This window comes from Pseudomonas viridiflava (assembly GCF_003702045.1).
Lineage (GTDB): Bacteria > Pseudomonadota > Gammaproteobacteria > Pseudomonadales > Pseudomonadaceae > Aquipseudomonas > Aquipseudomonas viridiflava_C.
On record NZ_RBTP01000017.1, the window covers coordinates 21675 to 43777 of the forward strand.

17 protein-coding genes and 1 pseudogene are annotated in these 22103 nt (G+C 57.9%); 7 read left to right on the top strand and 11 right to left on the bottom strand.

All coding sequences use genetic code 11. From position 1 onward, the window contains the following. Positions 1-26 precede the first annotated feature (26 nt). The 3 genes from tssC to ALP40_RS07540 all read right to left on the bottom strand — a co-directional run bounded on the left by tssC (position 27) and on the right by ALP40_RS07540 (position 2895). Positions 27-1529, bottom strand: a complete 1503-nt coding sequence (tssC, locus tag ALP40_RS07530; RefSeq protein ID WP_122207681.1) for a type VI secretion system contractile sheath large subunit — start codon at positions 1527-1529, stop codon at positions 27-29. Positions 1530-1543: 14 nt separating this feature from the next. Continuing rightward, complete coding sequence (gene tssB, locus ALP40_RS07535; RefSeq protein ID WP_122207682.1) at positions 1544-2077, bottom strand: type VI secretion system contractile sheath small subunit; 534 nt, start codon at positions 2075-2077, stop codon at positions 1544-1546. Between the two features lie 68 nt (positions 2078-2145). Beyond that, positions 2146-2895, bottom strand: a complete 750-nt coding sequence (locus tag ALP40_RS07540) for a hypothetical protein (protein WP_122207683.1) — start codon at positions 2893-2895, stop codon at positions 2146-2148. Positions 2896-3613: 718 nt separating this feature from the next. Here ALP40_RS07540 and ALP40_RS07545 point away from each other — a divergent pair. Further along, complete coding sequence (locus tag ALP40_RS07545; RefSeq protein WP_122207684.1) at positions 3614-5779, top strand: M48 family metallopeptidase; 2166 nt, start codon at positions 3614-3616, stop codon at positions 5777-5779. Positions 5780-5858: 79 nt separating this feature from the next. Here ALP40_RS07545 and ALP40_RS07550 read toward each other — a convergent pair. Together ALP40_RS07550 and ALP40_RS07555 are read right to left on the bottom strand one after the other, a co-directional pair. Then, positions 5859-6464 (bottom strand): annotated as a pseudogene (locus ALP40_RS07550) (ADP-ribosylglycohydrolase family protein); the annotation flags it as partial. A 430-nt stretch (positions 6465-6894) separates the two neighbouring features. Then, positions 6895-7875: an IS5 family transposase gene (locus ALP40_RS07555; RefSeq protein WP_122207685.1), complete on the bottom strand. Its 981-nt coding sequence runs from the start codon at positions 7873-7875 to the stop codon at positions 6895-6897. Positions 7876-8262: 387 nt separating this feature from the next. On the opposite strand from ALP40_RS07555, the gene ALP40_RS07560 reads away from it, so the two are divergent. Together ALP40_RS07560 and ALP40_RS07565 are read left to right on the top strand one after the other, a co-directional pair. Further along, the gene (locus ALP40_RS07560; protein ID WP_122207686.1) at positions 8263-8826 is read left to right on the top strand and encodes a hypothetical protein; all 564 of its coding nucleotides are present in this window, start codon (positions 8263-8265) and stop codon (positions 8824-8826) included. A 651-nt stretch (positions 8827-9477) separates the two neighbouring features. Next, complete coding sequence (locus ALP40_RS07565) at positions 9478-11139, top strand: acyl-CoA synthetase (protein ID WP_122207687.1); 1662 nt, start codon at positions 9478-9480, stop codon at positions 11137-11139. Here ALP40_RS07565 and ALP40_RS07570 read toward each other — a convergent pair. After that, positions 11106-11933, bottom strand: coding sequence for a hypothetical protein (locus ALP40_RS07570; RefSeq protein ID WP_122207688.1), 828 nt, complete (start codon positions 11931-11933; stop codon positions 11106-11108). The genes ALP40_RS07565 and ALP40_RS07570 overlap by 34 nt on opposite strands. Before the next feature lie 173 nt (positions 11934-12106). Between ALP40_RS07570 and ALP40_RS07575 the strand changes: the two genes are divergently transcribed. Beyond that, on the top strand, positions 12107-14041 hold the full coding sequence (locus ALP40_RS07575; RefSeq protein WP_122207689.1) for an ATP-dependent DNA helicase RecQ: 1935 nt from the start codon (positions 12107-12109) through the stop codon (positions 14039-14041). A 270-nt stretch (positions 14042-14311) separates the two neighbouring features. Here the strand turns inward: ALP40_RS07575 and ALP40_RS07580 are convergent, their stop codons facing one another. From ALP40_RS07580 to ALP40_RS07595, 4 genes are all read right to left on the bottom strand, one after another. Beyond that, positions 14312-14773, bottom strand: a complete 462-nt coding sequence (locus ALP40_RS07580; RefSeq protein ID WP_122207690.1) for a glycine zipper domain-containing protein — start codon at positions 14771-14773, stop codon at positions 14312-14314. A 196-nt stretch (positions 14774-14969) separates the two neighbouring features. Next, positions 14970-17306, bottom strand: coding sequence for an FdhF/YdeP family oxidoreductase (locus tag ALP40_RS07585; protein ID WP_122207691.1), 2337 nt, complete (start codon positions 17304-17306; stop codon positions 14970-14972). Continuing rightward, positions 17303-18139, bottom strand: coding sequence for a formate dehydrogenase accessory sulfurtransferase FdhD (gene fdhD / locus ALP40_RS07590; RefSeq protein ID WP_122207692.1), 837 nt, complete (start codon positions 18137-18139; stop codon positions 17303-17305). The genes ALP40_RS07585 and fdhD overlap by 4 nt, the downstream gene beginning before the upstream one ends. A 103-nt stretch (positions 18140-18242) precedes the next feature. Continuing rightward, positions 18243-19124: a LysR family transcriptional regulator gene (locus ALP40_RS07595; RefSeq protein WP_122207693.1), complete on the bottom strand. Its 882-nt coding sequence runs from the start codon at positions 19122-19124 to the stop codon at positions 18243-18245. Between the two features lie 150 nt (positions 19125-19274). Between ALP40_RS07595 and lysM the strand changes: the two genes are divergently transcribed. After that, positions 19275-19724, top strand: coding sequence for a peptidoglycan-binding protein LysM (gene lysM / locus ALP40_RS07600; RefSeq protein ID WP_122207694.1), 450 nt, complete (start codon positions 19275-19277; stop codon positions 19722-19724). Positions 19725-19918: 194 nt separating this feature from the next. Here the strand turns inward: lysM and yrfG are convergent, their stop codons facing one another. Beyond that, positions 19919-20581 carry a GMP/IMP nucleotidase gene (yrfG, locus tag ALP40_RS07605; protein WP_122207695.1) on the bottom strand — a complete coding sequence of 221 codons (663 nt, stop codon included), beginning with the start codon at positions 20579-20581 and terminating at the stop codon, positions 19919-19921. 99 nt (positions 20582-20680) lie between these two features. On the opposite strand from yrfG, the gene nudE reads away from it, so the two are divergent. Further along, positions 20681-21247 (top strand): ADP compounds hydrolase NudE, encoded by a 567-nt coding sequence (nudE, locus tag ALP40_RS07610; RefSeq protein ID WP_122207696.1) that lies wholly within the window; start codon positions 20681-20683, stop codon positions 21245-21247. After that, complete coding sequence (gene cysQ, locus ALP40_RS07615; RefSeq protein WP_122207697.1) at positions 21244-22083, top strand: 3'(2'),5'-bisphosphate nucleotidase CysQ; 840 nt, start codon at positions 21244-21246, stop codon at positions 22081-22083. Before nudE ends, cysQ begins: the two co-directional genes overlap by 4 nt. The last annotated feature ends 20 nt before the right edge of the window (positions 22084-22103 follow it).

Below are 22103 nucleotides of genomic sequence, written 5' to 3' on the forward strand. Positions count from 1 at the left end.
TATGCCTCCCTGGCGGGCGAAGTCGGTCAGCTCCGCGTAGATTGAGGCAGTTCTGCCACAAGACGCAGCGAGGCTGTCAATTCATCCAGTTGATAATGAGGTCGCAAGAATGCGACGGCCTTATATGCGCCTGGCTTGCCGGGGACTTCGACCACTTCGACGCTGGCCTCACGCAGTGGAAACTTGGCTTTGGCCTCTTGACTCGCCGTGTCATCGAGCAGCACATAATCGGATAGCCATTCGTTCAGGAAGGATTCGACGTCTTTGCGGGACGCGAAGCTGCCGATCTTGTCGCGCATGATCGCTTTCATGTAGTGAGCGATACGCGAGGTGGCGAAGATGTACTGCAGCTGTGCCGAAAGGCGGGCGTTGGCGTTGGCAATATCGGTGTTGTATTGCTTCTGCTTTTGGGTCGACTGAGTGCCGAAGAACGCGGCGTAGTCAGTACCTTTGCAGTGAACCAGCGGAATGAAGCCCAGGTCCGACAGCTCTTTTTCGCGACGGTCGGTGATGGCGATTTCAGTCGGGCATTTGAGCGCGATCTCACCGTCGTCAGTCTTGAAAGTGTGAGTCGGCAGACCTTCAACCAGACCGCCGCCTTCAACACCACGAATCGCCACGCACCAGCCGTAACGCGAGAACGCGTCGGTGACGCGGGTGCCCAGCGCGTAGGCAGCGTTCATCCACAGGTATTTGTTGTGGTCACGGCCATCGACGCTTTCAACGAAGTTGAATTCCTCAACCGGCGTAGTATCCGGACCATAAGGCAGACGACCCAGCACGTGCGGCAGGGTCAGGCCGACATAGCGCGAGTCTTCGGAGGCGCGGAACGACTTCCACTTGGCGTATTCAACGGTGTCGAAGATCTTGGCCAGATCGCGAGGACCTGCCATATCGGTGAACGAGTCCCAGCCGAACAGTTCAGGCGATGCCGCCGAAATGAAAGGGGCGTGTGCTGCGGCTGCAACGTGGGAGATCTCTTCGAGCAGGTACATGTCTTCCGGGTTGCGGTTGAACTCGTAGTCACCCAGCAACATACCGAACGGTGCACCACCGAAGGTGCCGTACTCTTCTTCGTAAATCTTCTTGAACAGCGCGCTCTGGTCGAATTCGGACGAGGCCTTGAGATCGCGAACCAGGTCTTTCTTCGAAGCGTTAAGCAGGTGGATCTTCAGCGTTGTGCTGGTCTCGGTCTGATCGACCTGATACTTCAGACCACGCCAAGAGGCTTCGAGCGCCTGGAATTCGCTGGCATGCATGATTTCGTTCATCTGCTCGGAGAGCATCGAATCGATTTCGGCGATGCGCGCGTCAAGCACGGCAATCAGGTCCTTGCTGGGTGTCATCTCGCCTTCCAGCACCTGGGCAACGAGTTCGCCGATCAGGTCACGGGTACGAGTACGCTCTGTTTCAGAGCGAGCCACACGGCTTTCGGAAATGATGCTGTCGAGCAGGGAGGATTGTGGTGCGAAGTTTTCAACTTCGACCAGAGCGCTGTCCTGCTGAGTTGCGGTTTGCTTGTCACTCATGGTCAGGCTCCTCCTTACTCTTTATTGTCGGTGGCTGGAACAGCGGCTTCGCGGCCGAATTCCTTGCCCAGGGTCTTGAGCTTCTCGGTGTTCTGCAACACGTCCATCAGCAGCTCTTCAAGCTTGTCGTTGCCACCCATCTTGTTGCGCAGGTCAGCCAGCTTGTTGCGCACTTCCAGCAGTTTGCGCAGAGGCTCGACCTGACGAACCACGTTCTGTGGCTCGAAGTCTTCGAGGGCGTTGAAGTTGAGCTCGACGCCCAGTTGAGTACCGTCCTTGGCCAGCGTGTTATCGACGCGGTAAGCCAGACGCGGTTTGATGCCTTTGAGGACACCGTTGAAGTTGTCACGGTCGATGAAGACGAACTTGCGATCCTTGAGCTTGGGCAGCGGCTCCAGAGGATTGCCGGAAAAATCGCCCAGAACGCCTACAACGAATGGCAGCTCTTTCTTTTCCTGCGCATCGCCAATTTCTACGTCATAAGTGATGTGGACCCGAGGCGCGCGAACGCGGTCAAGTTTGTGCTGGGTACTTTCCTTCTTCGCCATCGTCATCTCCTGTGCGAGCAACTCGCTGCAAGTCGTTTGCGTACCGGGCCTGGGACAGGCCAGGCGCGTTAGAGTCCTTCAATCGTCAGCAACAGGCGCTGACGGATTTCATCGTTCATTTCCAGAATGTTTTCCTGACCCACCAGCTCTTCGAAACTGGAATTGCCTGCAATTTGGGTACTGCTACGGATAACCGACTCGTCCGGTAATTCAGAACGGACAGGTGAACTGATTACGCAAAACGGCAAATCGCCGAAGTCTTTCAAGCGTTCGAAGCTGACAGGGAAGCGCAGGCCTTCGAACAACCGACTCATACCCGGCGACTTGCTGAGGCAGTAGAACAGGACCAGATAATGCACCACATAGCGATACAGCTCTGCGCTGCTGCGGTTGGGGTCCTTGATCACTTTGCGAAACTGCGCCAGATCGAACGAGTTGAAGCCCACCACCCAGCGAACCGGACTGGTGATACGGATGGTCTGCCCGCTCTGTGACAAGACCATGTCGTACTCGAGCGGAAAGAGCTCAGGCGTCGTGCTGATGAGGTTGAGCGGTACTTCCAGTTCGTTGACGAGCTTGAACGGTTCTGATGAGCCAATACGGTCGTAGAGCTCTTTAAGCTCTTTGAAGTGATGCTGAGTCTCGCGGCCACTGCTGCGCTGCGCGCCCTGCAGATATTCACCGAAGAAATTCTGCGGGCGAATCAACAGGGCCAGGGTCGACAGATAGTCGGACGCCTGCACCTTGAGCGCGTCGGAAATGGCCCGCGTCTGCTTGCGCAGCTTGATCAATGCTTCAATATCGAACGTCTGAGTCATCGGTACATCGTCCTTGAACTCTTCACGACCGTTCCCCGGCTTGGGCCGGGTACGTGGAAAAGCTACGAGTTTCTCGACTGCACACCTGCTCACGAAGCGGTTTCGCTATGTGCCTCAATTGCAAAACGCGCTGCCACGATAAGGGAGGATTCAATACTGGCATATAGGAATCGTATAGCCAGCAATGTGGTCTATGGCAGTACTTTTGGTAGGAAAGTTCCTACAGACGGCGGATATTTTCTCGGTTTTGTTACACTAAGCAATGATGCTTAAGTGCCACTACGGGGTTGGGGCATGCCCTGAATGTGCCTTTAAAGGCTTGTAATTCAAGGCTTTGGGGCCTTTTATTGGATCCGGTATGGCACGCGAAATAAAGCTTAAAAAGATGAATCGATTCACTCATTCTTGGCGTTTCAGCGGCGTTAAAGTCACGACTGGCTTAGTGCTAGCTAAATTTTTCAAACCTGAAAGTGATGGCATATCGAGGTTTTTGAGGGTAAACCCGAGGCGCTTTTCTGTACCTTTGCCTGTTTCGCTCCGGGTGGCATACAAATTCTGTCACCACCCGCTTTGTATCAAGGTATAACGCCGCCTGCGCATCAACGTTCTGCATAGGCAGGCGGTGCGCACGCACGCAAAGCGCCTCTGGCGTTTTTGCCTCATGGACCTTGTGCGCGCTAGGGACAGCCAGCGGCGACACACCTGTTGAGCCAGCCTCATGAAAATCTATAAGCTCATTGCCGTACTCATTTTGCTGCCACTGTGCCTGAATCTGGTGGGTGTTTGGGAATTGCAGCGCAGCCTCGACAATGCGCGGGAGCTGGATGAAATCCAGGCCAGCGTCCGTGAAGCGCGTCCCTATCTTGATCAACTCGCCGAGATGCCCAACGCCCCTACACGTATGGTGGAGATCGGCGAGGAGAGGATCAGTTTAAGCATTGCGATTTCTCGCGTCGCAAAGGCAGAGGATGATCTGGGCACGTTGATCCCGTTGGCATCGGTGATGACCTGGCTTGCCCGAGCGGTCATCGCGCTTGGAATACTCGCTGCACTGGTCGGAGCGATAGGGCTGCTGGGGCTCAATTGGGCGGGGGGCCGCGCGCTTCATTCTCGTGAGCGATTGCTGCACACCTTCAGTCGTGTCAGCCGCATCCTGCCTTTCGTCCTGGTAGGACATATCATCGCAATGGGTGCTGCGGTGGCAGCCATTCTCAGCTTCGAAGGGCTGGGCTTGTGGCATCTGGGGAAAATGTCTGCCGGTGAGTTCAAGCTGATTATCGCGGTACTGATCATGGTCGCTGCCTGCCTCTACTCGATCTGGCAGATGGGCAAGCAGCTGCGCATCATGCTGCATATGTTCGAACCGACGCCGATGCAGGTGTTGGGCAGGGAAGTCACGCCTGAAGACGCACCAGCGTTATGGGCCTATGTGCGTGAGCTGGCGACCCGACTGGGAGCTCTATCCCCCGATCATATTGTGCTGGGCATGACCGAAGGTTTCTATGTGACGTCCAGCGACGTCTCGTTGCTGCCCGCAGACATGTCACTCAAGGGACGCACACTGCATATTCCGATGATGTACCTGGGGCTGATGGATGCTGCCGAAACCAGCGCCGTCATTGGTCATGAGCTGGCGCATTTCGCGGGTGAAGACACCGAATACAGTTTGCGCTTCTTGCCGATCTACGACGGCATTGGTCGCAGCTTAGGCGTGATCGCAGCCAATATGGTGATCAGTGACCTGCTCCAGCGGACCATCCTGCGCCCGGCGTTCATGCTGGGTGTTTACTTCATGGAAAGCTTCGATCACGCCGTGAACCACTGGAGCCGCGTGCGGGAACTGGCTGCCGATGCGGCTGGCGCGAGCCTGGCGGGCAATGCGGCAGCTGCGTCGGCGTTGGTGCGTATTTCGGCTATCGACCCCTTGCTGCAAGAGCGTGTTCAAAAGCATCTTGGCTACGCCACCAATCCCACGCCTGAGCAGGCGGTAACCCAGGATCTACCCACCAGCGTGATGCATGAATTGTCTGGCCAGGCGTTGAGTCTGCCCGAAGATGAAATGGCTGTTCAGCTGCCACACCCGTCCGATACGCACCCTTCGAACGGCGAACGTATCGCTGCGTTGCAGATGGCTGCCGACGATGCGATTCGCGCAGGAACTCGCCCCGTTCTAGCCGACCAGGCGTGCGCCGCGATGGATCAATATTTTGTTGAGCCACAAGCACTGCGCACGCGTCTCACCGAGGACTTCATCACACAATACGTAACGCGTGACACCGAAGTGGTTGAAGAGCTGCGTTCGCGTGCGAGTCATGTGAGCGGAGATGTGATCCTCCATGAGGGCGCCCGCTTGCGGGGGCTTTTATCTCTGATATTCATGACGCCTTTTCTGTTGCTGGGTATTGGCCTGCTGGTGATGGGGCTGTTCTTCGCGGACGTATTCGGGGGGCAGAAGGACCTGCTTATGATTACGGGCGGTGTCCTGCTGGCATTCATGGCAGTGCTGATTCCTTTTTCGCTGCGCATGTACTTACGGGCCAGCAAAACGGCTTTGATCTTGAGCCCGGATCAATTGGTCTTCCCGAACGTGAAAGAGCCGATCCCGATCAAGCACGTCGCTGACTTTGGCCTGCATGCGAGTACCGGGTTGATTCTGACGCTTCAATTGGAAGACGACGCGCCGCTGCCCGAGGTTGCGTACCGCTCATTCTTCTTACCGTCGGCCAGGGTCAACAAGAAGAAACGACAGGTATTTTTAATGATGAGTCAGTTCTGTCGCGACGATAAAAAGCTCAAGCCCGAAGCGCTGGCCGAACTGATCGCCGATTACTTGAATGCAGGTGTTGCGCGTCATTTGTTGCAGCAGCGCTTCGAAAAGGCCTAAGCAGGCAAAGGGTGAGGCTCAATCAATAATCGGGTCTCACTGCTCGTTTTGAGTCCAGTCACTTTGTCTGGAAGCGCCTTAGACCGTGTCCTCGATATCGTGTAGGTGCCAATCGGATGATTGATCCGTTTCCGGCGGTGGAGGGATGGTCATTGCCATACCAGCCGTTTTCACTCGCCAGATGCCCTTCAAGTGCTGCCTTGGTTGCATGCCAATATCGAAGCATCTGCCGTTATGGCTGTTCTCACCGTGTTTGTGTCAGCGGCAGAGTCTGTCGCTGTAGTCCTTGAAATCAAAATCGCCTTTGGCGAGATACTTATCTGCCAGACAGAGCGCCATGCTGGTGTCGTCGTTCCATTCTCCGGGACTGAGCCTGAAGGGACTGCCGCCGACCATGTCATTAACGCGACTGCGATTCCGAGGTAGAAACTCCAGCTTTGTCCCGACCGCATCAGCGATAGCCAGTCCGAGCAGACAACCTTTGGCATGGTTAAGCGCCTGTTCCTCAGTCAGCGTGCAAGCACTTGATGCGATCCAGTCGGGTTTAGTAACGGGTAGTTTTGGAGCGTCAGGCTTCAGTGTGATCCATGCGCTCAAGCAATTGCGAGGAAAACTGAAAAGGCAGATGGTGATAGCGCTCAGCGTGATTTTCCAGAACATCGTTCGAGCTTCTTAAGCCGATCATCATGTCCTTCCTAGTGATTGGAGTGGCAATCACCTCATCAGTCGAGCAAGTCGCTAGGCGTTACATTGGGCTGATTCTGCTGTGAATCGCTAATGAACCCTTTGAGGATTGGATGCGCTTGCCTTTGCATGTATTGTCGTTCGACTCAGTGGCCTGTACACGAGGCATGATACTGCTATGCATGCAGAACACAGCGCACGATGCCAAGAGTGTTATTAATGGATTTTGACACCCTCAAGAAGACTGGCTGGGCTGATTGATCACCATCGACATATGCTTAGAGGGGCGCGAACGCTGCGTATTTAGGGATGCTCCGATCAACTTGCCGCGCAGCGGTGCCACGCCGTAATTTGCCAGGCACACAGCGCTATTTTCTGAAAACGGTCTGATGCAGCGTGAGTCGAGCGCGTTTTTCGCCCGGTTTTCCGTGTTAAGCGCGCAACTCACCCATACCCATCAGTCGTTTTCGAGCCATCCACAGGTTCGACAGGGCGAACAGCGTGGTCAGTTGGGCCGTGTTTTTCATCAGCCCACGAAAGCGTACTTTCACGTAACCAAACTGGCGCTTGATGACCCGAAACGGATGCTCAACCTTGGCGCGTGTCTGCGCTTTGCAGTACTCGATCTTGCGCTTGGCTTTGTACAACAGGCTGCGTTTGTTCAGCTTGGAATACGTGCTGCGCCGCGCCGCGATTTGCCAGATCACGTTACGATTTTCGTGCTCTTCACGCTTCTCGACACCGGTGTAGCCAGCGTCCGCATAGACCGCGTTTTCTTCCCCGTGGAGCAGTTCGGCGACTTGGGTGACATCAGCCATGTTGGCGGCGGTGCCATGGACGTGATGAACCCGTCCAGACTCAACGTCAGCGCCGATGTGCGCCTTCATACCAAAGAAATACTGGTTACCTTTCTTCGTCTGATGCATCTCGGGATCGCGCTCGCGGTCTTTGTTCTTGGTCGAGCTTGGGGCATGAATAATGGTGGCATCGACGATGGTGCCCTGGCGCAGCGACAGGCCTTTTTCCTGCAAATAACCGTTGATGACCGCGAGGATTGCAGGAGCCAGTTGATGTTTCTCCAGCAGGTGCCGGAAGTTCATGATCGTGGTGTCTTCCGGGATCGGCGCGCTCAGTGTCAGATGCGCGAACTGACGCATGGGGGTGATTTCGTAGAGCGCTTCTTCCATGGCCGGATCACTCAGGGAGAACCAGTTCTGCAGCAGATGAATGCGCAGCATGGTTTCCAGCGGATAAGGTTTTCTGCCGCCGCCGGCCTTGGGGTAGAACGGTTCGATCAGGCCCAGCAGACCTGTCCAGGGAACGACCTGATCCATCTCGGCGAGGAAGCGTTCGCGGCGTGTCTGCTTGCGCTTGCCGGCATATTCGAAATCGGAAAAGCTCATCTGGCTCATGGGAGGCTCGGATCAGGTGGTCAGGCGATTTTCGCATAACCGGGACTTGTTCGGAGAATCCTTAGGCCCCGCGCCGTCTGCGTGACCGATGTGCCGGGGCTGACCTGGAGTCCACCACAACCCCGATTTTCGTGTGACCGCAATCGGGAACTACAGTGGCTAGCGCTTCACCATCGAGTTTGATGACACTGACAGCACGAAAAGTCTGAAGCCGCCCGATAGCAATCGGCTCACCTTCTGGTACGAACGACGGCTCAAGGAAACTGATGCGCCGGGGTGCGGCATCATTTAATTTTATGAGCCCATTAACCTACACTCTGCAAATCGCTGGATGGCGTTTGTAATACCTTTCGAACTCCCAATCCAGTTTTCAAGGAAGACCAAAAAATGGGCAAACAATCCCGCAACAAACCACGCCCCCTCGACCCAAAACTGATGTATTTCTACGCCCCGTATAGCCTCCGTGCCCGCTATTTTCCGATGTTCATGTTTTCCATCTTCATGTGCATCTTTTCCCTAGCCATCACGACAAGCATCGTCATGCAGGCCTGGTTTGGTCATGATCGCGATGCTTCCATGAATACCTTCAAGCTCATGATGGGCATCAGTTTGATCATGTCAGCCGGGGGCATTTTGCTGGCAAGAGGGCGGCTGTGGGGGATGTGGGTGTTGGTGGCGTTGCTGGCAATCTGTCTGGCAGCGGTGCTGGTGACCTGGGCCTTGCCTGATCGGCGTGTCGATCTGGTCAGCTCGATGCTGGGCGTGCTGTTTCCGTTGCTTGGTTTTTTGTCATTGAACAGCAAGCGTCACCGGGAGCTGCGTGAGCAGTTTGTGTTCAATCGTGCTCAGCGCAAGGTGCTACGTGAAGAGTACAGGCTTAGAGATGCGCGTAAGCGCCATATCGAAAGCCGCAGGGCCATGCTGCGCGAGAGGAAGGCGAGCCGTCGATAGCGGGTGTGTTTTCGACAGGCAACAAAAAACCCGCCGAAGCGGGTTTTCCCAAGACCATCCCGACTTCCTGTCGGACGCCTCCGAGGCGATGGTCGATCATCCTTGATCCTGGTGAGCTCCCTGCTCACCACTTGTTGGATCCAATCTTACGGCTGTTGTTATAGGACAAAAATAGCCAACTGCCCTCAGGGCGTGTAAGCCTTTGGCTATACGAGGCCGTTGCAGCCCTGTTCCGTATTCAACATGCCTTGAGAATGTGACAAGTGATGCATGGGAACAGACGCGCGTACATATTTTGATCAATCGAGAATCGAGTGTTGCAAATCGCGGGCAATAAAAAACCCGCCGAAGCGGGTTTGTACCAAGACCATTCCAACTCCCTGTCGGCTGCCTTCCCGGCGATGGTCGATCGTCCTTGATCCTGATGAACTCCTTGTTCACCAGTTGTTGGATCCAATCTTACGGCTGTCTGGAAGGTTCAAAAATAGCCAATGGCTCAATAGCATGTAAGCCTTTCGCCATGCCTGCGTGGGATTTAGTCGAAGGTCGGGTGACGCACCCTTGCCTCCGCGAGCTATAACTGAGCACAGCAGAACTGTGAAATCACCGGCCCGTATGGGTCCAGAGCTAATAATTCGCCAGGGTGTGCCAATGTCTATCTTCCATCAGGGGCTGTCCAAAGGCCCGGCCAACCATGTGGCGCTTACGCCGCTGAGTTTTCTGGAGCGCACTGCTGCAACGTATCCGGACTATCCGGCGGTCATTCATGGCGCGATCAGGCGTGACTGGGCGCAAACGTATCGCCGCTGTCGCCAGCTTGCTTCAGGGCTGAGCCAGTTGGGTGTGCAAAGCGGCGATACCGTTGCCGTCATGCTGCCCAATATTCCCGCGATGCTTGAGGTGCATTTTGGCGTACCGATGCTGGGCGCAGTGCTCAATACGCTAAACGTGCGCCTCGACGCACCGGCCATTGCCTTCATGCTCGGGCACGGGGAGGCCAAGGTGTTGATCGCTGATCGGGAGTTTCACGCCGTGGTGCATGCTGCACTGGCCCTGTTGGAGCATCCGCCGCTACTGATCGATGTCGATGATCCTGAGTACAGCGAAGGGCGGCCGCTCAGTGAACTCGACTATGACGCGCTGCTTGACGCAGGTGATCCCGATTTCGAGTGGCAGTGGCCGCAGGATGAATGGGCGCCCATTTCCCTCAATTACACCTCGGGCACGACCGGCGACCCCAAAGGGGTGGTGTATCACCATCGCGGCGCGTTTTTGAATGCGGTGGGCAACCAGATGGCCTGGGGCATGGGGTTGCATCCGGTGTATTTGTGGACGCTGCCAATGTTCCACTGCAACGGCTGGTGTTATCCGTGGACGATTACTGCGCAGGCAGGCACCCATGTGTTTTTGCGGCGGGTCGATCCGCAGAAAATCATCACACTCATCAGTGAAAACAAGGTCAGCCATCTCTGCGGGGCGCCCATTGTGCTCAATGCGCTGGCCAATCTGCCCAATGCGGCGGACGTCTCGTTTGGGCACGCGGTCAATGCCATGACCGCTGGTTCTGCGCCGCCTGCTCGGGTGATTGCGTCGGTCGAGGCGATGGGCATCTGCATTACCCACGCCTACGGTCTCACTGAAACCTACGGCCCGGTCACCGTGTGTGCCTGGAAAGCCGAGTGGGATGAGTTAGCAGCCGATGAGCGTGCTTCGTTGAAGGCGCGTCAGGGCGTGCGTTATCCGACGCTCGAAGGCGTCATGGTGGCCGACCCGCAAACCCATCAGCCGGTGCCCAAGGACGGCCAGACCATTGGCGAGATCTACATGCGCGGCAACACGGTCATGAAAGGCTATCTGGGTAATCCGGTTGCCACTGAAAAAGCCTTCGAGGGTGGCTGGTTTCATTCCGGCGATCTGGCGGTGTGGCATGCCGACGGCTATCTGGAGATCCGTGATCGCAGCAAAGACATCATCATTTCTGGCGGCGAGAACATTTCGACCATTGAAGTCGAAGGCGTGCTGTATCGCCATCCTGCTGTAATGGAGGCCGCCGTGGTGGCCAGGCCTGACGACAAATGGGGCGAAACGCCCTGTGCGTTCGTCACACTCAAAACGGGCTATGACGATGTGACTGGCGAGCAGATCATGCGTTTTTGCCGTGAGCACCTGGCGGGCTTCAAAGTCCCGAAAACGGTGGTCTTCACGCAGTTACCGAAAACCTCGACCGGCAAGATCCAGAAGTTTCTGCTGCGCGAATGGGCAAAGAACGGTGAGACGGATCAGGGCGTGAAGGTTGACGCCGCTTCACAGTAGCGCAGCTCGGCGTTCTTGCTCTCCGGGTCGCGGTCGCGGCTGGCGCGCTTGCTCCATTCCCGGCACTCCTCACGGAAATTGACCTGAGCGGACTTGCGACATTCGCGCCGTTCCACCGAGCGAGCCAAGAAGTTCTCGCACACGCTGTCTCCGTCGATGGTGTTGTCATAGACACGCCACTGAGCGCGATAGCGGTTGTGCCCGTCCCACTCGCGTATGGACACCGTCGCGACCTTGTAAGGACGTGCCTGACGAGCAGCGGGGCGGGCGGCGTCGGCCTTGAAGTCGGCCATGTAACTGGCCGACACCATGCCTTTTGCAGGTTCGGCTTGAGTCGCGCGCGGGACCTGGCCAAAGCGGCAGTTCAGCACACTCTCATCAATGACGTTGCCGTTCTTCAGGCAATTATCCAGCGGTTGCACGGGGACGTTCTGTGCCGTGGAGGCGGGCGCCGGAGTTGGCACCACGTAAGGCTCCTGACGCAGCGCCACGGGGACGGGGCTGGCTGTCGGGTCAGCTTCAGGTTCGGCCTGGGAGGACTGCGTTTCGACGGCCGGTTGCTCAAGTGCTGTTACCGGCACAATGTTGGGCTTGCGCAGGTGGGAGGCGATCATGGCGCCCAGGCAGCCGACCACGACCAGCCCTGCGATCCATAAGCCATAGGCGCGCGGCTTGCGGGGAGGGAGACTGGTTCTGCGGCGTGGATGCGAACCCAGCACCACGTCGACCTGGCCGGGCACGAGACGCTGTATGCGGATAATTCCGTCATCATCGGGCTGCTGCTTGGAATCCATTCCTGTTCCTTGGCTTATTCATAGTGTGCTGCCCGGTCCTGCAGCTGTACGGCAGGCGCTAAACGCCAAGTGTAACGGCGTCTTGCACGATTTCTGAAATGTTTTAGGGGTGTCTTCGCTGGGCATGACAGGCTAAGGTCGAATCCGTTTTGTTTCATCAGGGAAGCGCACCAATGCATGAACGTCTTGAGCAGGTTTTCGGTTACTCGCAGTTTCGTCCGGGACAGGAGGCCGCCATCAGTGCCGTACTGGCCGGCCGCTCCGCCGCAGCGATTTTTCCGACCGGCTCAGGCAAGTCTCTCTGCTATCAGTTGCCTGCCGTGATGCTGCCGCATTTAACTTTGGTGGTATCGCCGTTGCTGGCGCTGATCCAGGATCAGTTGGCGTTTCTGAAGCGTCACGGCATCTCGGCGGCAAGCATCGATTCAGCGCAGAGCCCGGACGACGTCGCGCAGGTCATGGCGCGGGCGCGCTCCGGGGAGCTGAAAATCCTGATGATTTCCGTCGAGCGCCTCAAGAACGAGCGGTTTCGGCAGTTCATCACTCAGGTGCCGATCTCGCTACTGGTGGTGGACGAGGCGCACTGCATTTCCGAATGGGGCCACAATTTCCGGCCCGATTACCTGAAACTGCCCGACTATCAGCGTGAGTTCAACATCCCGCAAGCCTTGCTGCTGACCGCCACGGCCACGCCGCAGGTGATTGCCGACATGCAGGACAAGTTCGCCATCGCGCCCAAGGACGTTGTCAGCACGGGCTTTTACCGCGCCAACCTGCACCTGTGGGTCGAGCCGGTCAGCGGGTGGGACAAGCGTCGGCGGCTGGTCGAGTGGCTGAGCGAGCGAAGCGGACAGCCGACCATTGTGTACGTCACGCTGCAGAAGACGGCCGAGTACATCGCCGCGCATTTGCAACAGAACGGCTTGCCGGCCAGCGCGTATCACGCAGGTTTGCCCAACGATAAACGTGAGTCGATTCAGAAGCAGTTCATGGGTGGCCACCTCAACTGCATCGTGGCCACCATCGCGTTTGGCATGGGCATCGATAAAAGCGACATTCGCAATGTGGTGCATTTCGACCTGCCCAAGTCCATCGAGAACTACAGCCAGGAAATCGGCCGGGCCGGGCGTGATGGTGCGGCATCCGACTGCCTGGTGCTGGCCAATCGCGACAGCCTCAACGTGTTGGAGAACTTCGTGTATGGCGATACACCCGAGCGTGAAGGGATTGCGCGAGTGCTGGAAGACCTGCTCGCCGCTCGTGGTGACGGACAGTGGGAGTTTCTCCTGAACCCATTGGCCGATCTCAGCAACATTCGTCAGTTACCGCTCAAGACCCTGCTGGTGCAACTGGAACTGCGCGGAATCATCGCGCCGCGTTACGCGTATTTTGCCGAATACCGTTTCAAGTTTTTGCTTGAGCCGAATGACCTGCTGGCACGCTTCGAGGGCGAGCGGCGTCAGTTCGTCGAAGCGGTAATCCAGACCTCCAGCCGCGCACGCACTTGGGCGACGGTGGATTTCGATGCGCTGTATCAGCAATATGGCGCTGAGCGTGGGCGTGTGGTCACGGCGCTGGACTACTTTCAGGAAAAGGGCTGGATCGAGCTGGAGAGCAAGCAGATGACCGAGGTCTACAGTCTGCTGCGTAGCGATTTTGATCCGGAGGCGCTGAGCCGCGAGTTGCACGCTTATTTCAGCGAGCATGAAGCGACCGAGGTTGCCCGCATACACACGATGCTGGAGGTGTTCGCGAGCGACCAGTGCCTGACGCACCGTCTTGCCCAGTATTTTGGCGACCACAATGCTCCCGAGCGCTGCGGGCACTGTTCGGTGTGCCACGGTCAGGTCGCCTACCTGCCAGAGCCGCCTGCACTCCAGCCGCTACAAGACCGGGATTTTGAGCAGCTGTGCGGCGATTTCATCCGCAAACACCTGGACTACAGCGGCCAGCCACCCAGCGCCGAATGCGTAACGCGGTTTCTCTGTGGCATCAGCGTGCCGTTGTTCACCAAGCTCAAGGCTCGGGCGACCGCAGGGTTTGCCGAGCTTGAGGATTATCCATATGCGCAGGTGAGGGCGTGGGTGCAGGGCCAGGCGGACTCATGACTACACAGGTAATGCCTGTGCGCCTGACACTGTGCTGACCCGCAGCAAATTTTTGACCGTGGAAGGCGGCTTGCCGGCGATTTGATTTCTCAGGCGACTTGTCAGCAACTCAACTGACGACATCGCCAGCAAGTCCACAAAACACGTTTATTCAATAAGTCACCTATAGCCTGACGAGAGTCGGGCTGCCTGTGACAAGGCTTGCACGGTGTATTGGCCCCCAAACGAAAACCGGCCGCTCGAGAGCGACCGGTTCGTTATGCTTTGTGATCAACGATGACGCTTGTAGTGGCCTTTATGCTTACCACGGTGGCCGCGATAGTCATTACGGTAGCCGCGACGATCACCGCGATAACCACGCTCGTCCTTCAGGCTTTCATTGCCCATGTAGTTACCCAGCGCCGCGCCTGCGCCGCCACCTGCCGCCGAGCCGACCAGGCTGCCTGTATTGCCGCCTACACTGCGACCTATCACGTTACCGCCTGCAGCCCCCAGACCGCCGCCAATGGCAGCCTCTGTGCGGTTGTGGCGGTTTGCACCCACAGCGCCGCCCGCAGCGCCACCGACGCCTGCGCCGATTGCTGAACCGGTGCTACCGCCGAGCTGTTGGCCGACGACTGAACCGAGTACCCCACCCAATGCTCCGCCTACACCTGCCGTCACGTTATCGCCTGCTGAGGCGAAACCGGTGGTCAGGGTAAGAGACAACAACAGTATCGAGGAATACTTCATGTAGGGAATCTCATAGGGATGACGGCGCGATATTCGTGTCAAGTGAAGAATGTAGCAATGCAAATCCGACGAGTAACACGATTGCAACACAAACAGCTAACTTATTGTTTTGGCTAAGGAACTTAAACCTGAAAATGCAGTCTTAGGTTACTTGAAAAAGGCCCGTTTCAACCGAAACGGGCCTTTTTTGTGGGCGTCAGATAATCCGCGCCGACTCCGCCGAACGCTCAAGACGAATCGCCACGAACTTGGAGGTCGGTGTGCTACTGCCTTCGCCGACGCTTTCCAGCGGCACCAGTGGGTTGACCTCTGGATAGTAGGCCGCCGCCTGGCCCGCCGGAATATCGAACGGCAGCAGGGTGAAACCCTTCACGCGGCGCTCGCGGTTGTCTCCCCAGATCGAGATCAGGTCGGCTTTCTGACCGGGCTGGAAGCCCAGGCGGATGATGTCGGCTTCGTTGACGAACAGCACGTCACGTTGACCTTTCACACCGCGATAGCGGTCGTCCAGGCCATAGATCGTAGTGTTGTACTGATCGTGCGAACGCATGGACTGCATGATCAGGTCAGGAATCTCGCCGGTGGAACTGATGCCTTCGTGCAGCAAGGTGCTTGGCAGCTTGTTGGGCTTGAAGTTGGCGCGGGTCGATGCCGTGTTCCAGCGACGTGCGCCAGCCGCGTTGCCCAAGTAGAAACCGCCCGGATTCTTGATGCGCTCGTTGAAGTCTTTGAAGCCTGGAATGGTGTCGGCAATCAGATCACGAATACGGCTGTAATCCTCAGCCAGCCACAACCAGTCGACAGGCTGCTTGCCCAGCGTCGCGTTTGCGATGCCGGCCAGGATCGCGGGCTCCGAACGCATCTGCGACGAGATGGGCTGCAACTGACCGTTCGACGCGTGAACCATGCTGAACGAGTCTTCTACCGTCACCGCTTGCGGGCCGTTGGCTTGAATGTCGATGTCGGTACGGCCGAAGCACGGCAAAATCAGCGCGTCTTTACCGTGGAACAGATGGCTGCGGTTGAGCTTGGTGCTGATCTGAACCGTCAGATCACAGTTGCTCAGCGCTTCGGCAGTGCGATGGCTGTCTGGTGTTGCCTGGGCAAAGTTACCGCCCAATGCGATGAAGACTTTCGAACGGCCCTCGGCCATCGCATGAATGGCTTCGACCACGTTGTGGCCATTCTCGCGTGGCACGCTGAACTGAAAGCGTTTTTCCAGCGCATCCAGCAGAAACACAGGCGGACGCTCGTTGATGCCCATCGTGCGGTCGCCCTGCACGTTACTGTGGCCGCGAACCGGGCACAGGCCAGCGCCGGGTCTGCCGATGTTGCCGCGCAGCATCATCAGATTGGCGATTTCCTGAATGGTCGCCACCGAATGACGGTGCTGGGTAATGCCCATCGCCCAGCACATGATGACGTTCTTGCCCACGGCATACATGCGTGCCGACTGCTCGATGTCGACAAGCGTCAGGCCCGACTGCTCGACGATCTCATCCCACGAGGTGTCATCGATGGCGGCCAGGTAATCCAGCACGCCTTCGGTGTGTTCGTTCAGAAACGCGTGATCGAACACCGACGGCGCATTGTTGACCTGAGCTTCACGCTCCCATTGCAGCAGGAACTTGGCCATGCCACGCAGCAGCGCCATGTCGCCACCCAGCGCCGGACGGAAGTAGGCGGTATTGGTCGGACGGTCGCCGTTGGTGAGCATTTCCATTGGGTGTTGCGGGTGCTGGAAACGCTCCAGACCGCGCTCTTTCAGCGGGTTGACACACACAACCTGGGCGCCGCGCTTCACGGCTTCGCGCAGCGGTTCCAGCATGCGCGGGTGGTTGGTGCCCGGGTTCTGGCCGAGAACGAAAATCGCATCCGCGTGCTCAAAGTCATCGAAGGTGACCGTGCCTTTGCCGACGCCGACGCTTTGCGACAACGCAACGCCGCTGGCCTCGTGGCACATGTTCGAGCAATCCGGGAAATTGTTGGTGCCGTAGGCGCGCACGAACAACTGGTACAGATACGCCGCTTCGTTGCTGGCGCGGCCCGAGGTGTAAAACTCGGCCATGTTCGGGCTGGGCAGGTTTTTCAAGTGTTTGGCGATCAGCGCGAAAGCGGCGTCCCAGGCAATAGGCTTGTAACGGTCGGTTTCCGCGTCGTAGACCATCGGCTCGGTCAGACGGCCTTGGTACTCGAGCCAGTAGTCGCTCTGCTCCAGCAAGGCGGTAACGCTGTGGCGTGCGAAGAAAGCCGGGTCCACGCGACGCTTGGTGGCTTCCCAGTTGACGGCTTTGGCGCCGTTTTCGCAAAACTTGACCATGCCGCTTTCCGGCGAATCGCCCCACGCACAGCCTGGGCAGTCAAAACCGCCGTTCTGGTTGGTCTTGAGCATCATGCGCAGGTTCTTCAGCGCGTTGTCGCTGCCCAGCCAGGCTTGCGTCACGCTGATCAGTGCGCCCCAGCCGCCCGCTGCACCTTTATATGGCTTGTAACGAGGGGTCGGTGTTTTGTCGGCTTGGTGATGAATGCTCACGGTTGAATCTCCATCGCAGGGCTATAGACCCGCGGCGCGCTGTGCTGCGGCAGGTGAATTAAATTGAGGTTGTGCCGGCGTGCCCATTGCAGGGCCAGGCCGGTGGGCGAGGACAGACTGACCAACGTCTGGATACCGGCGCGCAGTACTTTCTGGATCAACTCCAGGCTGCAGCGACTGGTGACGATGGCGGTGCCGCCTGCCAAGGGAATGTCTTGACGAATCAGTGCGCCGATCAGCTTGTCCAGCGCGTTGTGACGCCCGATGTCTTCACGGCCCAGCAGCAACTGACCGTTACCGTCCATGTAAATGGCAGCATGCACGGCGCCACAATGCTGGCCCAGTGGCTGAAATTCGCCGATGCGCTGACGCAGGCCGCTCAGCCATTCAGCTGGCGGCAGTGGCGCGCCGGGCAGAACGTTCAGTTCCGGCAGCGCCTGCTCGACCGCTTCGACGCCGCACAGCCCGCACCCGCTGGTGCCAGCCAGTTGGCGGCGTTGCTGTTTCATTTCCCAGAAGGCGCGGCTGGCGATCTCGACTTCGGCCTGCATTGCCGAGCCGCAACCGCTGAGTTTCAAATCGTAGATTTCATCGCGTGAGGCAATGATTCCGCTGCCCAGGCTGAAACCGACAATGAAGTCCTCAAGGTCGGTTGGGCTGACCAGCATGACCGCCTGACTGATGCCGTTGTAGGCAATCGCCAGCGCCACTTCTTCAGCAAGCGCCGTGCGTGCGCCGTCCTGACCTTCGAGGGTCGCATAACTATAGGACTGGCTGGCTTCGGGGGCGGGCGCGAAAGCAGACGCGGTGCCGACCGTGCGCTTGGCGTGCATGGGCAGAAATACCGGCAGATTGACACCTATAAGACTAGGCCTGTTGTCCGGTATCGTCTAATCGCTAGTTCCGATGCGCCGATAGATGACGTCGATCAATGCCCTAACGAGGGATTTCTGCCACCAGCGCAAAGCATGCTTCCGCCAGTGCCGAACGCGGCGCACTTCGACGCATGATCAACCCCAGCTGGGCCAAAGTGCGTGCATCGGCAATCGGATGCAGCGTCAGATGCTCCGTCAGCGTCTCCAGCCCGCCCTTCAGCGGCATGATCGCGCAGCAGAAACCGCCATGTACGGCCTGTAATAACTGATGAACGGCATCGGTTTGCAGCAGCGGATGCGGTTGCAAACCACGGCTATGGAAGTTGTGATCGATGGATTGGCGAAAATGCATGCCGCTGGTGAGCATGCCCAGCGGCAGTTCGATCAAGTCCGCCCAGCTCAGGGGTTCTTCACTGAATGAGAAGTGGCGCCGGTCGTAGAGCAGCCCCATTTTCGTATCGTCCAGCGCCAGCGAGTCGAATCGGTCATTGTCCAGACGCTCCAGGTACGAGACGCCCAGATCGATACGGTTGCTCGCCAGTTGTTCCAGCACCTGTTCGGAGCTGAGCGAGGACAGCTCAAAACGCAGGTTCGGGTGCATCTGATGCAGCCGATGCAGCAGCGGCAGAGGATCGAAGCTCGACAAGGGCACCACGCCCAGGCGCAGCGTACCGACCAGATGACCTCGGCAGGCGGCCGCTTCAGCCTGCAAGCCGTCATAGGCCGCAAGCACTGTGCGCGCCCAGGCCAGCACGCGCTCGCCCGGTGCGGTAAAACCTTCAAAGCGCTGGCCCCGGTTGACCAGTGGCAACCCCAGTTCTTCTTCCAGGTTGCGCAAACGCATCGACAGGGTGGGCTGAGTGATATTGCAGCGTGCAGCCGCCTGACCGAAGTGACGCGTTTCGTCGAGGGCGATCAGGAATTTGAGTTGTTTGATGTCCATATTCACTCCGGTGGGCAAGCCAGGCACTCGATTCTACGCGTTCAGGCTGAACGATGGTCAGGCAACGTTGGTCGGAACCCTGCAGGCCACGGTTTATAAGGGCTATGGTTGATGATGAAAGTCTGAACCCCACATGAGGAGAACCAGAACATGAGTGTTTTCAGTTTCCTGAAAGAGGCAGGCGAAAAGATCCTTGATGCGATCACGCCAGGCAACGCCAACGCAGATGAAGTCCTGAAAAAGCATATTTCCGAAAGCGGCTTGGGCAACCCCGATATTCAGACAGAGGTCAACGGCGGCACCGTTGTCGTGAAAGGCGAAGTGGCCAGCCAGGAAGAGAAAGAAAAAATCCTGGTGACACTGGGCAACATCGAAGGCGTCGAGAACGTAGACGACCAGATGACCGTCGCCAGCAGCGCGCCAGCCGCGACCGAGTCTCGATTCTATGAAGTCAAAAAAGGCGACACCCTGAGTGCTATCTCGAAAGCGATGTATGGCGATCCGAACAAGTACCAGAAAATCTTCGACGCCAACAAACCCATGCTCAAGGATGTGAACAAGATCTATCCGGGGCAGAAGCTACGCATTCCGAGTGAGTAGTCGCCCGGACAAATGATCGGCCCCACGCTCCGCGTCCGCTCGAATGTGACGCAGAGCGTCACGGGCTGCATACCCACGCGGAGCATGGGCACGATCAGCGTGCTTGATATCACTGCTCGTTCCCACGCGTGGTAACGCCTCTCAGGACGGTCCGCGTCCGCTTTGCGGTGCGACGCTGAGCGTCTGCAGGCCTATCACAACCCCTTGATCAACTCCCGGTAATCCTCAACGGCCGCAAATTCCTCTGTGTTCTTCGGGCCTTTCTGGCTGTTCGGCTGGCTGACGGCCAGCAAATGCGCCACGCCAAACCGTTGCGCGCTGCGCAGGATGGGCAGGGTGTCGTCGATGAACAGGCTGCGGGCGGGATCGAATGCGGTGTCCGCGTGCAGAGCGTCCCAGAACTGCTGGTTTTCCTTGGGAAAGCCGTAGTCGTGAGAGCTGATCAAACGCTCGAAGTAGGGCGCCAGCTCAATCCGCTCCATCTTCAACGAGAGCGAATCCCGGTGGGCATTGGTGATCATGATCACCCGTTTGCCAGCCTGTTTGATTGCGCACAGGAACGTCTCGGCGTCTGGCCTGAGCGCGATCATGTGGGCAACTTCGCGCTTCAGGTCGCGTACCGGCAGTTTCAGCTCGGCGCTCCAGAAGTCCAGGCAATACCAGTTGAGCGTGCCGGCGTTGCGTTCGAACAACGGCTTCAGTTCCAGCCAAGCCATCGCGAAGCTGATGCCGTGCAGCTCGGCGTAACGCTGTGGCAGGTGCTGCAACCAGAAATGGTCGTCGTAATGCAGATCGAGCAAGGTACCGTCCATGTCCAGCAGGACGGTATCGATTTCGCTCCAGGGCATGGGAAGCATGGGTGCCTCTTGGAAATGGGTTCTGGTGAGTAAGCATATCCGACACAGACATTCGGAAAAGCCACGGTATAGTAACCCGTCCATGTGAAGGAGCCTGTCATGCGTCAGAAACCTACCGTCCTCGCCCGCGCCATTGTCGCCAGCAGTCGCCTGTTCCGGGTTGAAGAGCTGCAACTGCGCTTTGCCAATGGCGTGGAGCGTACCTACGAGCGTCTGGTGGGCAGAGGCTCGGGTTACGGCGCCGTGATGATCGTGGCAATGCTCGACGCCGACCACGCCATCCTGATCGAAGAGTATTGCGGCGGCACTGACGAGTACGAACTGTCCTTGCCCAAGGGCCTGATCGAGCCGGGTGAAGACATCCTCGCCGCCGCCAACCGCGAGTTGAAGGAAGAAGCCGGCTTCGGTGCACGTCAATTGGAACACCTCACCGAACTGTCGCTGTCGCCGGGTTACATGAACCAGAAAATTCAGGTGGTACTGGCGACCGAGCTGTATGAAGAGCGGCTGGAAGGTGACGAGCCAGAGCCGATTCGTGTGGACAAAATTAATCTGCGGGAGCTGGCCAGTCTGGCCCAGAACGCCCAGTTCAGCGAAGGCCGTGCACTGGCAGCGTTGTACCTCACCCGCGACCTGTTGACCCAACGTGGACTGTTCCAGCCATGACCGACCTGAACAACCTGCCGCACCCGCTGCTTGCCCCGGTCATTGAACTGGCGCGTCTGGCGGGTGAAGCCATCCTGCCGTTCTGGCGTGCAAACGTCAGTGTGACGTCCAAGGCTGATGACTCGCCCGTGACCGCAGCCGATCTGGCCGCCCATCAAGTGCTGGTCGAAGGCCTGCAAGCACTGGATCCGACGATTCATGTGCTGTCGGAGGAAGACGCCGACATCCCGCTGAGCGAGCGCGGAACCTGGGACCGCTGGTGGCTGGTCGATCCATTGGACGGCACCAAGGAATTCATATCCGGCAGTGAAGAGTTCACGGTTAACGTCGCCCTGATCGAGCGCGGTCGTGTGGTGTTTGGCGTGGTGTCCATGCCGACCAATGACCGCTGCTATTTCGGTGGGGCCGAGTTGGGTGCGTGGCGCAGTGATGCGCCGGGCCACATTCAGCCAATCGAAGTGCGCCACGAACTGTCGAGCGGGCAAGCGTTTACCGTCGTTGCCAGCCGCAGGCATTCCAGTCCGGAGCAGGAGCATCTGTTGGCGGGGTTGGCGGCAGGTTTGGGGCCTTTGCAACTGACCAACATCGGCAGCTCGTTGAAGTTTTGCCTGCTGGCCGAAGGCGCTGCCGACTGCTATCCGCGCCTGGCCCCGACTTCGCAGTGGGACACCGCCGCGGCGCAGGGTGTGCTCGAAGGCGCTGGCGGCGAGGTTCTTCAGCTCGACGGCGAGCGTTTCACCTATCCCGCACGCGAGTCGCTGCTTAACCCGTTCTTCCTGGCATTGCCAGCCAAGGCCGAGTGGCGAGAGAAATTGCTGGTGCTGGCGCAGTCTTGAGCTGATGGTTCGTGCCCGCG

Bases quoted from the DNA above. Each gene is read 5' to 3' on its own strand.
- tssC (WP_122207681.1), bottom strand. From the start codon at position 1,529: ATGAGTGACAAGCAAACCGCAACTCAGCAGGACAGCGCTCTGGTCGAA.
- tssB (WP_122207682.1), bottom strand. From the start codon at position 2,077: ATGGCGAAGAAGGAAAGTACCCAGCACAAACTTGACCGCGTTCGCGCG.
- ALP40_RS07540 (WP_122207683.1), bottom strand. From the start codon at position 2,895: ATGACTCAGACGTTCGATATTGAAGCATTGATCAAGCTGCGCAAGCAG.
- ALP40_RS07545 (WP_122207684.1), top strand. From the start codon at position 3,614: ATGAAAATCTATAAGCTCATTGCCGTACTCATTTTGCTGCCACTGTGC.
- ALP40_RS07555 (WP_122207685.1), bottom strand. From the start codon at position 7,875: ATGAGCCAGATGAGCTTTTCCGATTTCGAATATGCCGGCAAGCGCAAG.
- ALP40_RS07560 (WP_122207686.1), top strand. From the start codon at position 8,263: ATGGGCAAACAATCCCGCAACAAACCACGCCCCCTCGACCCAAAACTG.
- ALP40_RS07565 (WP_122207687.1), top strand. From the start codon at position 9,478: ATGTCTATCTTCCATCAGGGGCTGTCCAAAGGCCCGGCCAACCATGTG.
- ALP40_RS07570 (WP_122207688.1), bottom strand. From the start codon at position 11,933: ATGGATTCCAAGCAGCAGCCCGATGATGACGGAATTATCCGCATACAG.
- ALP40_RS07575 (WP_122207689.1), top strand. From the start codon at position 12,107: ATGCATGAACGTCTTGAGCAGGTTTTCGGTTACTCGCAGTTTCGTCCG.
- ALP40_RS07580 (WP_122207690.1), bottom strand. From the start codon at position 14,773: ATGAAGTATTCCTCGATACTGTTGTTGTCTCTTACCCTGACCACCGGT.
- fdhD (WP_122207692.1), bottom strand. From the start codon at position 18,139: ATGCACGCCAAGCGCACGGTCGGCACCGCGTCTGCTTTCGCGCCCGCC.
- ALP40_RS07595 (WP_122207693.1), bottom strand. From the start codon at position 19,124: ATGGACATCAAACAACTCAAATTCCTGATCGCCCTCGACGAAACGCGT.
- lysM (WP_122207694.1), top strand. From the start codon at position 19,275: ATGAGTGTTTTCAGTTTCCTGAAAGAGGCAGGCGAAAAGATCCTTGAT.
- yrfG (WP_122207695.1), bottom strand. From the start codon at position 20,581: ATGCTTCCCATGCCCTGGAGCGAAATCGATACCGTCCTGCTGGACATG.
- nudE (WP_122207696.1), top strand. From the start codon at position 20,681: ATGCGTCAGAAACCTACCGTCCTCGCCCGCGCCATTGTCGCCAGCAGT.
- cysQ (WP_122207697.1), top strand. From the start codon at position 21,244: ATGACCGACCTGAACAACCTGCCGCACCCGCTGCTTGCCCCGGTCATT.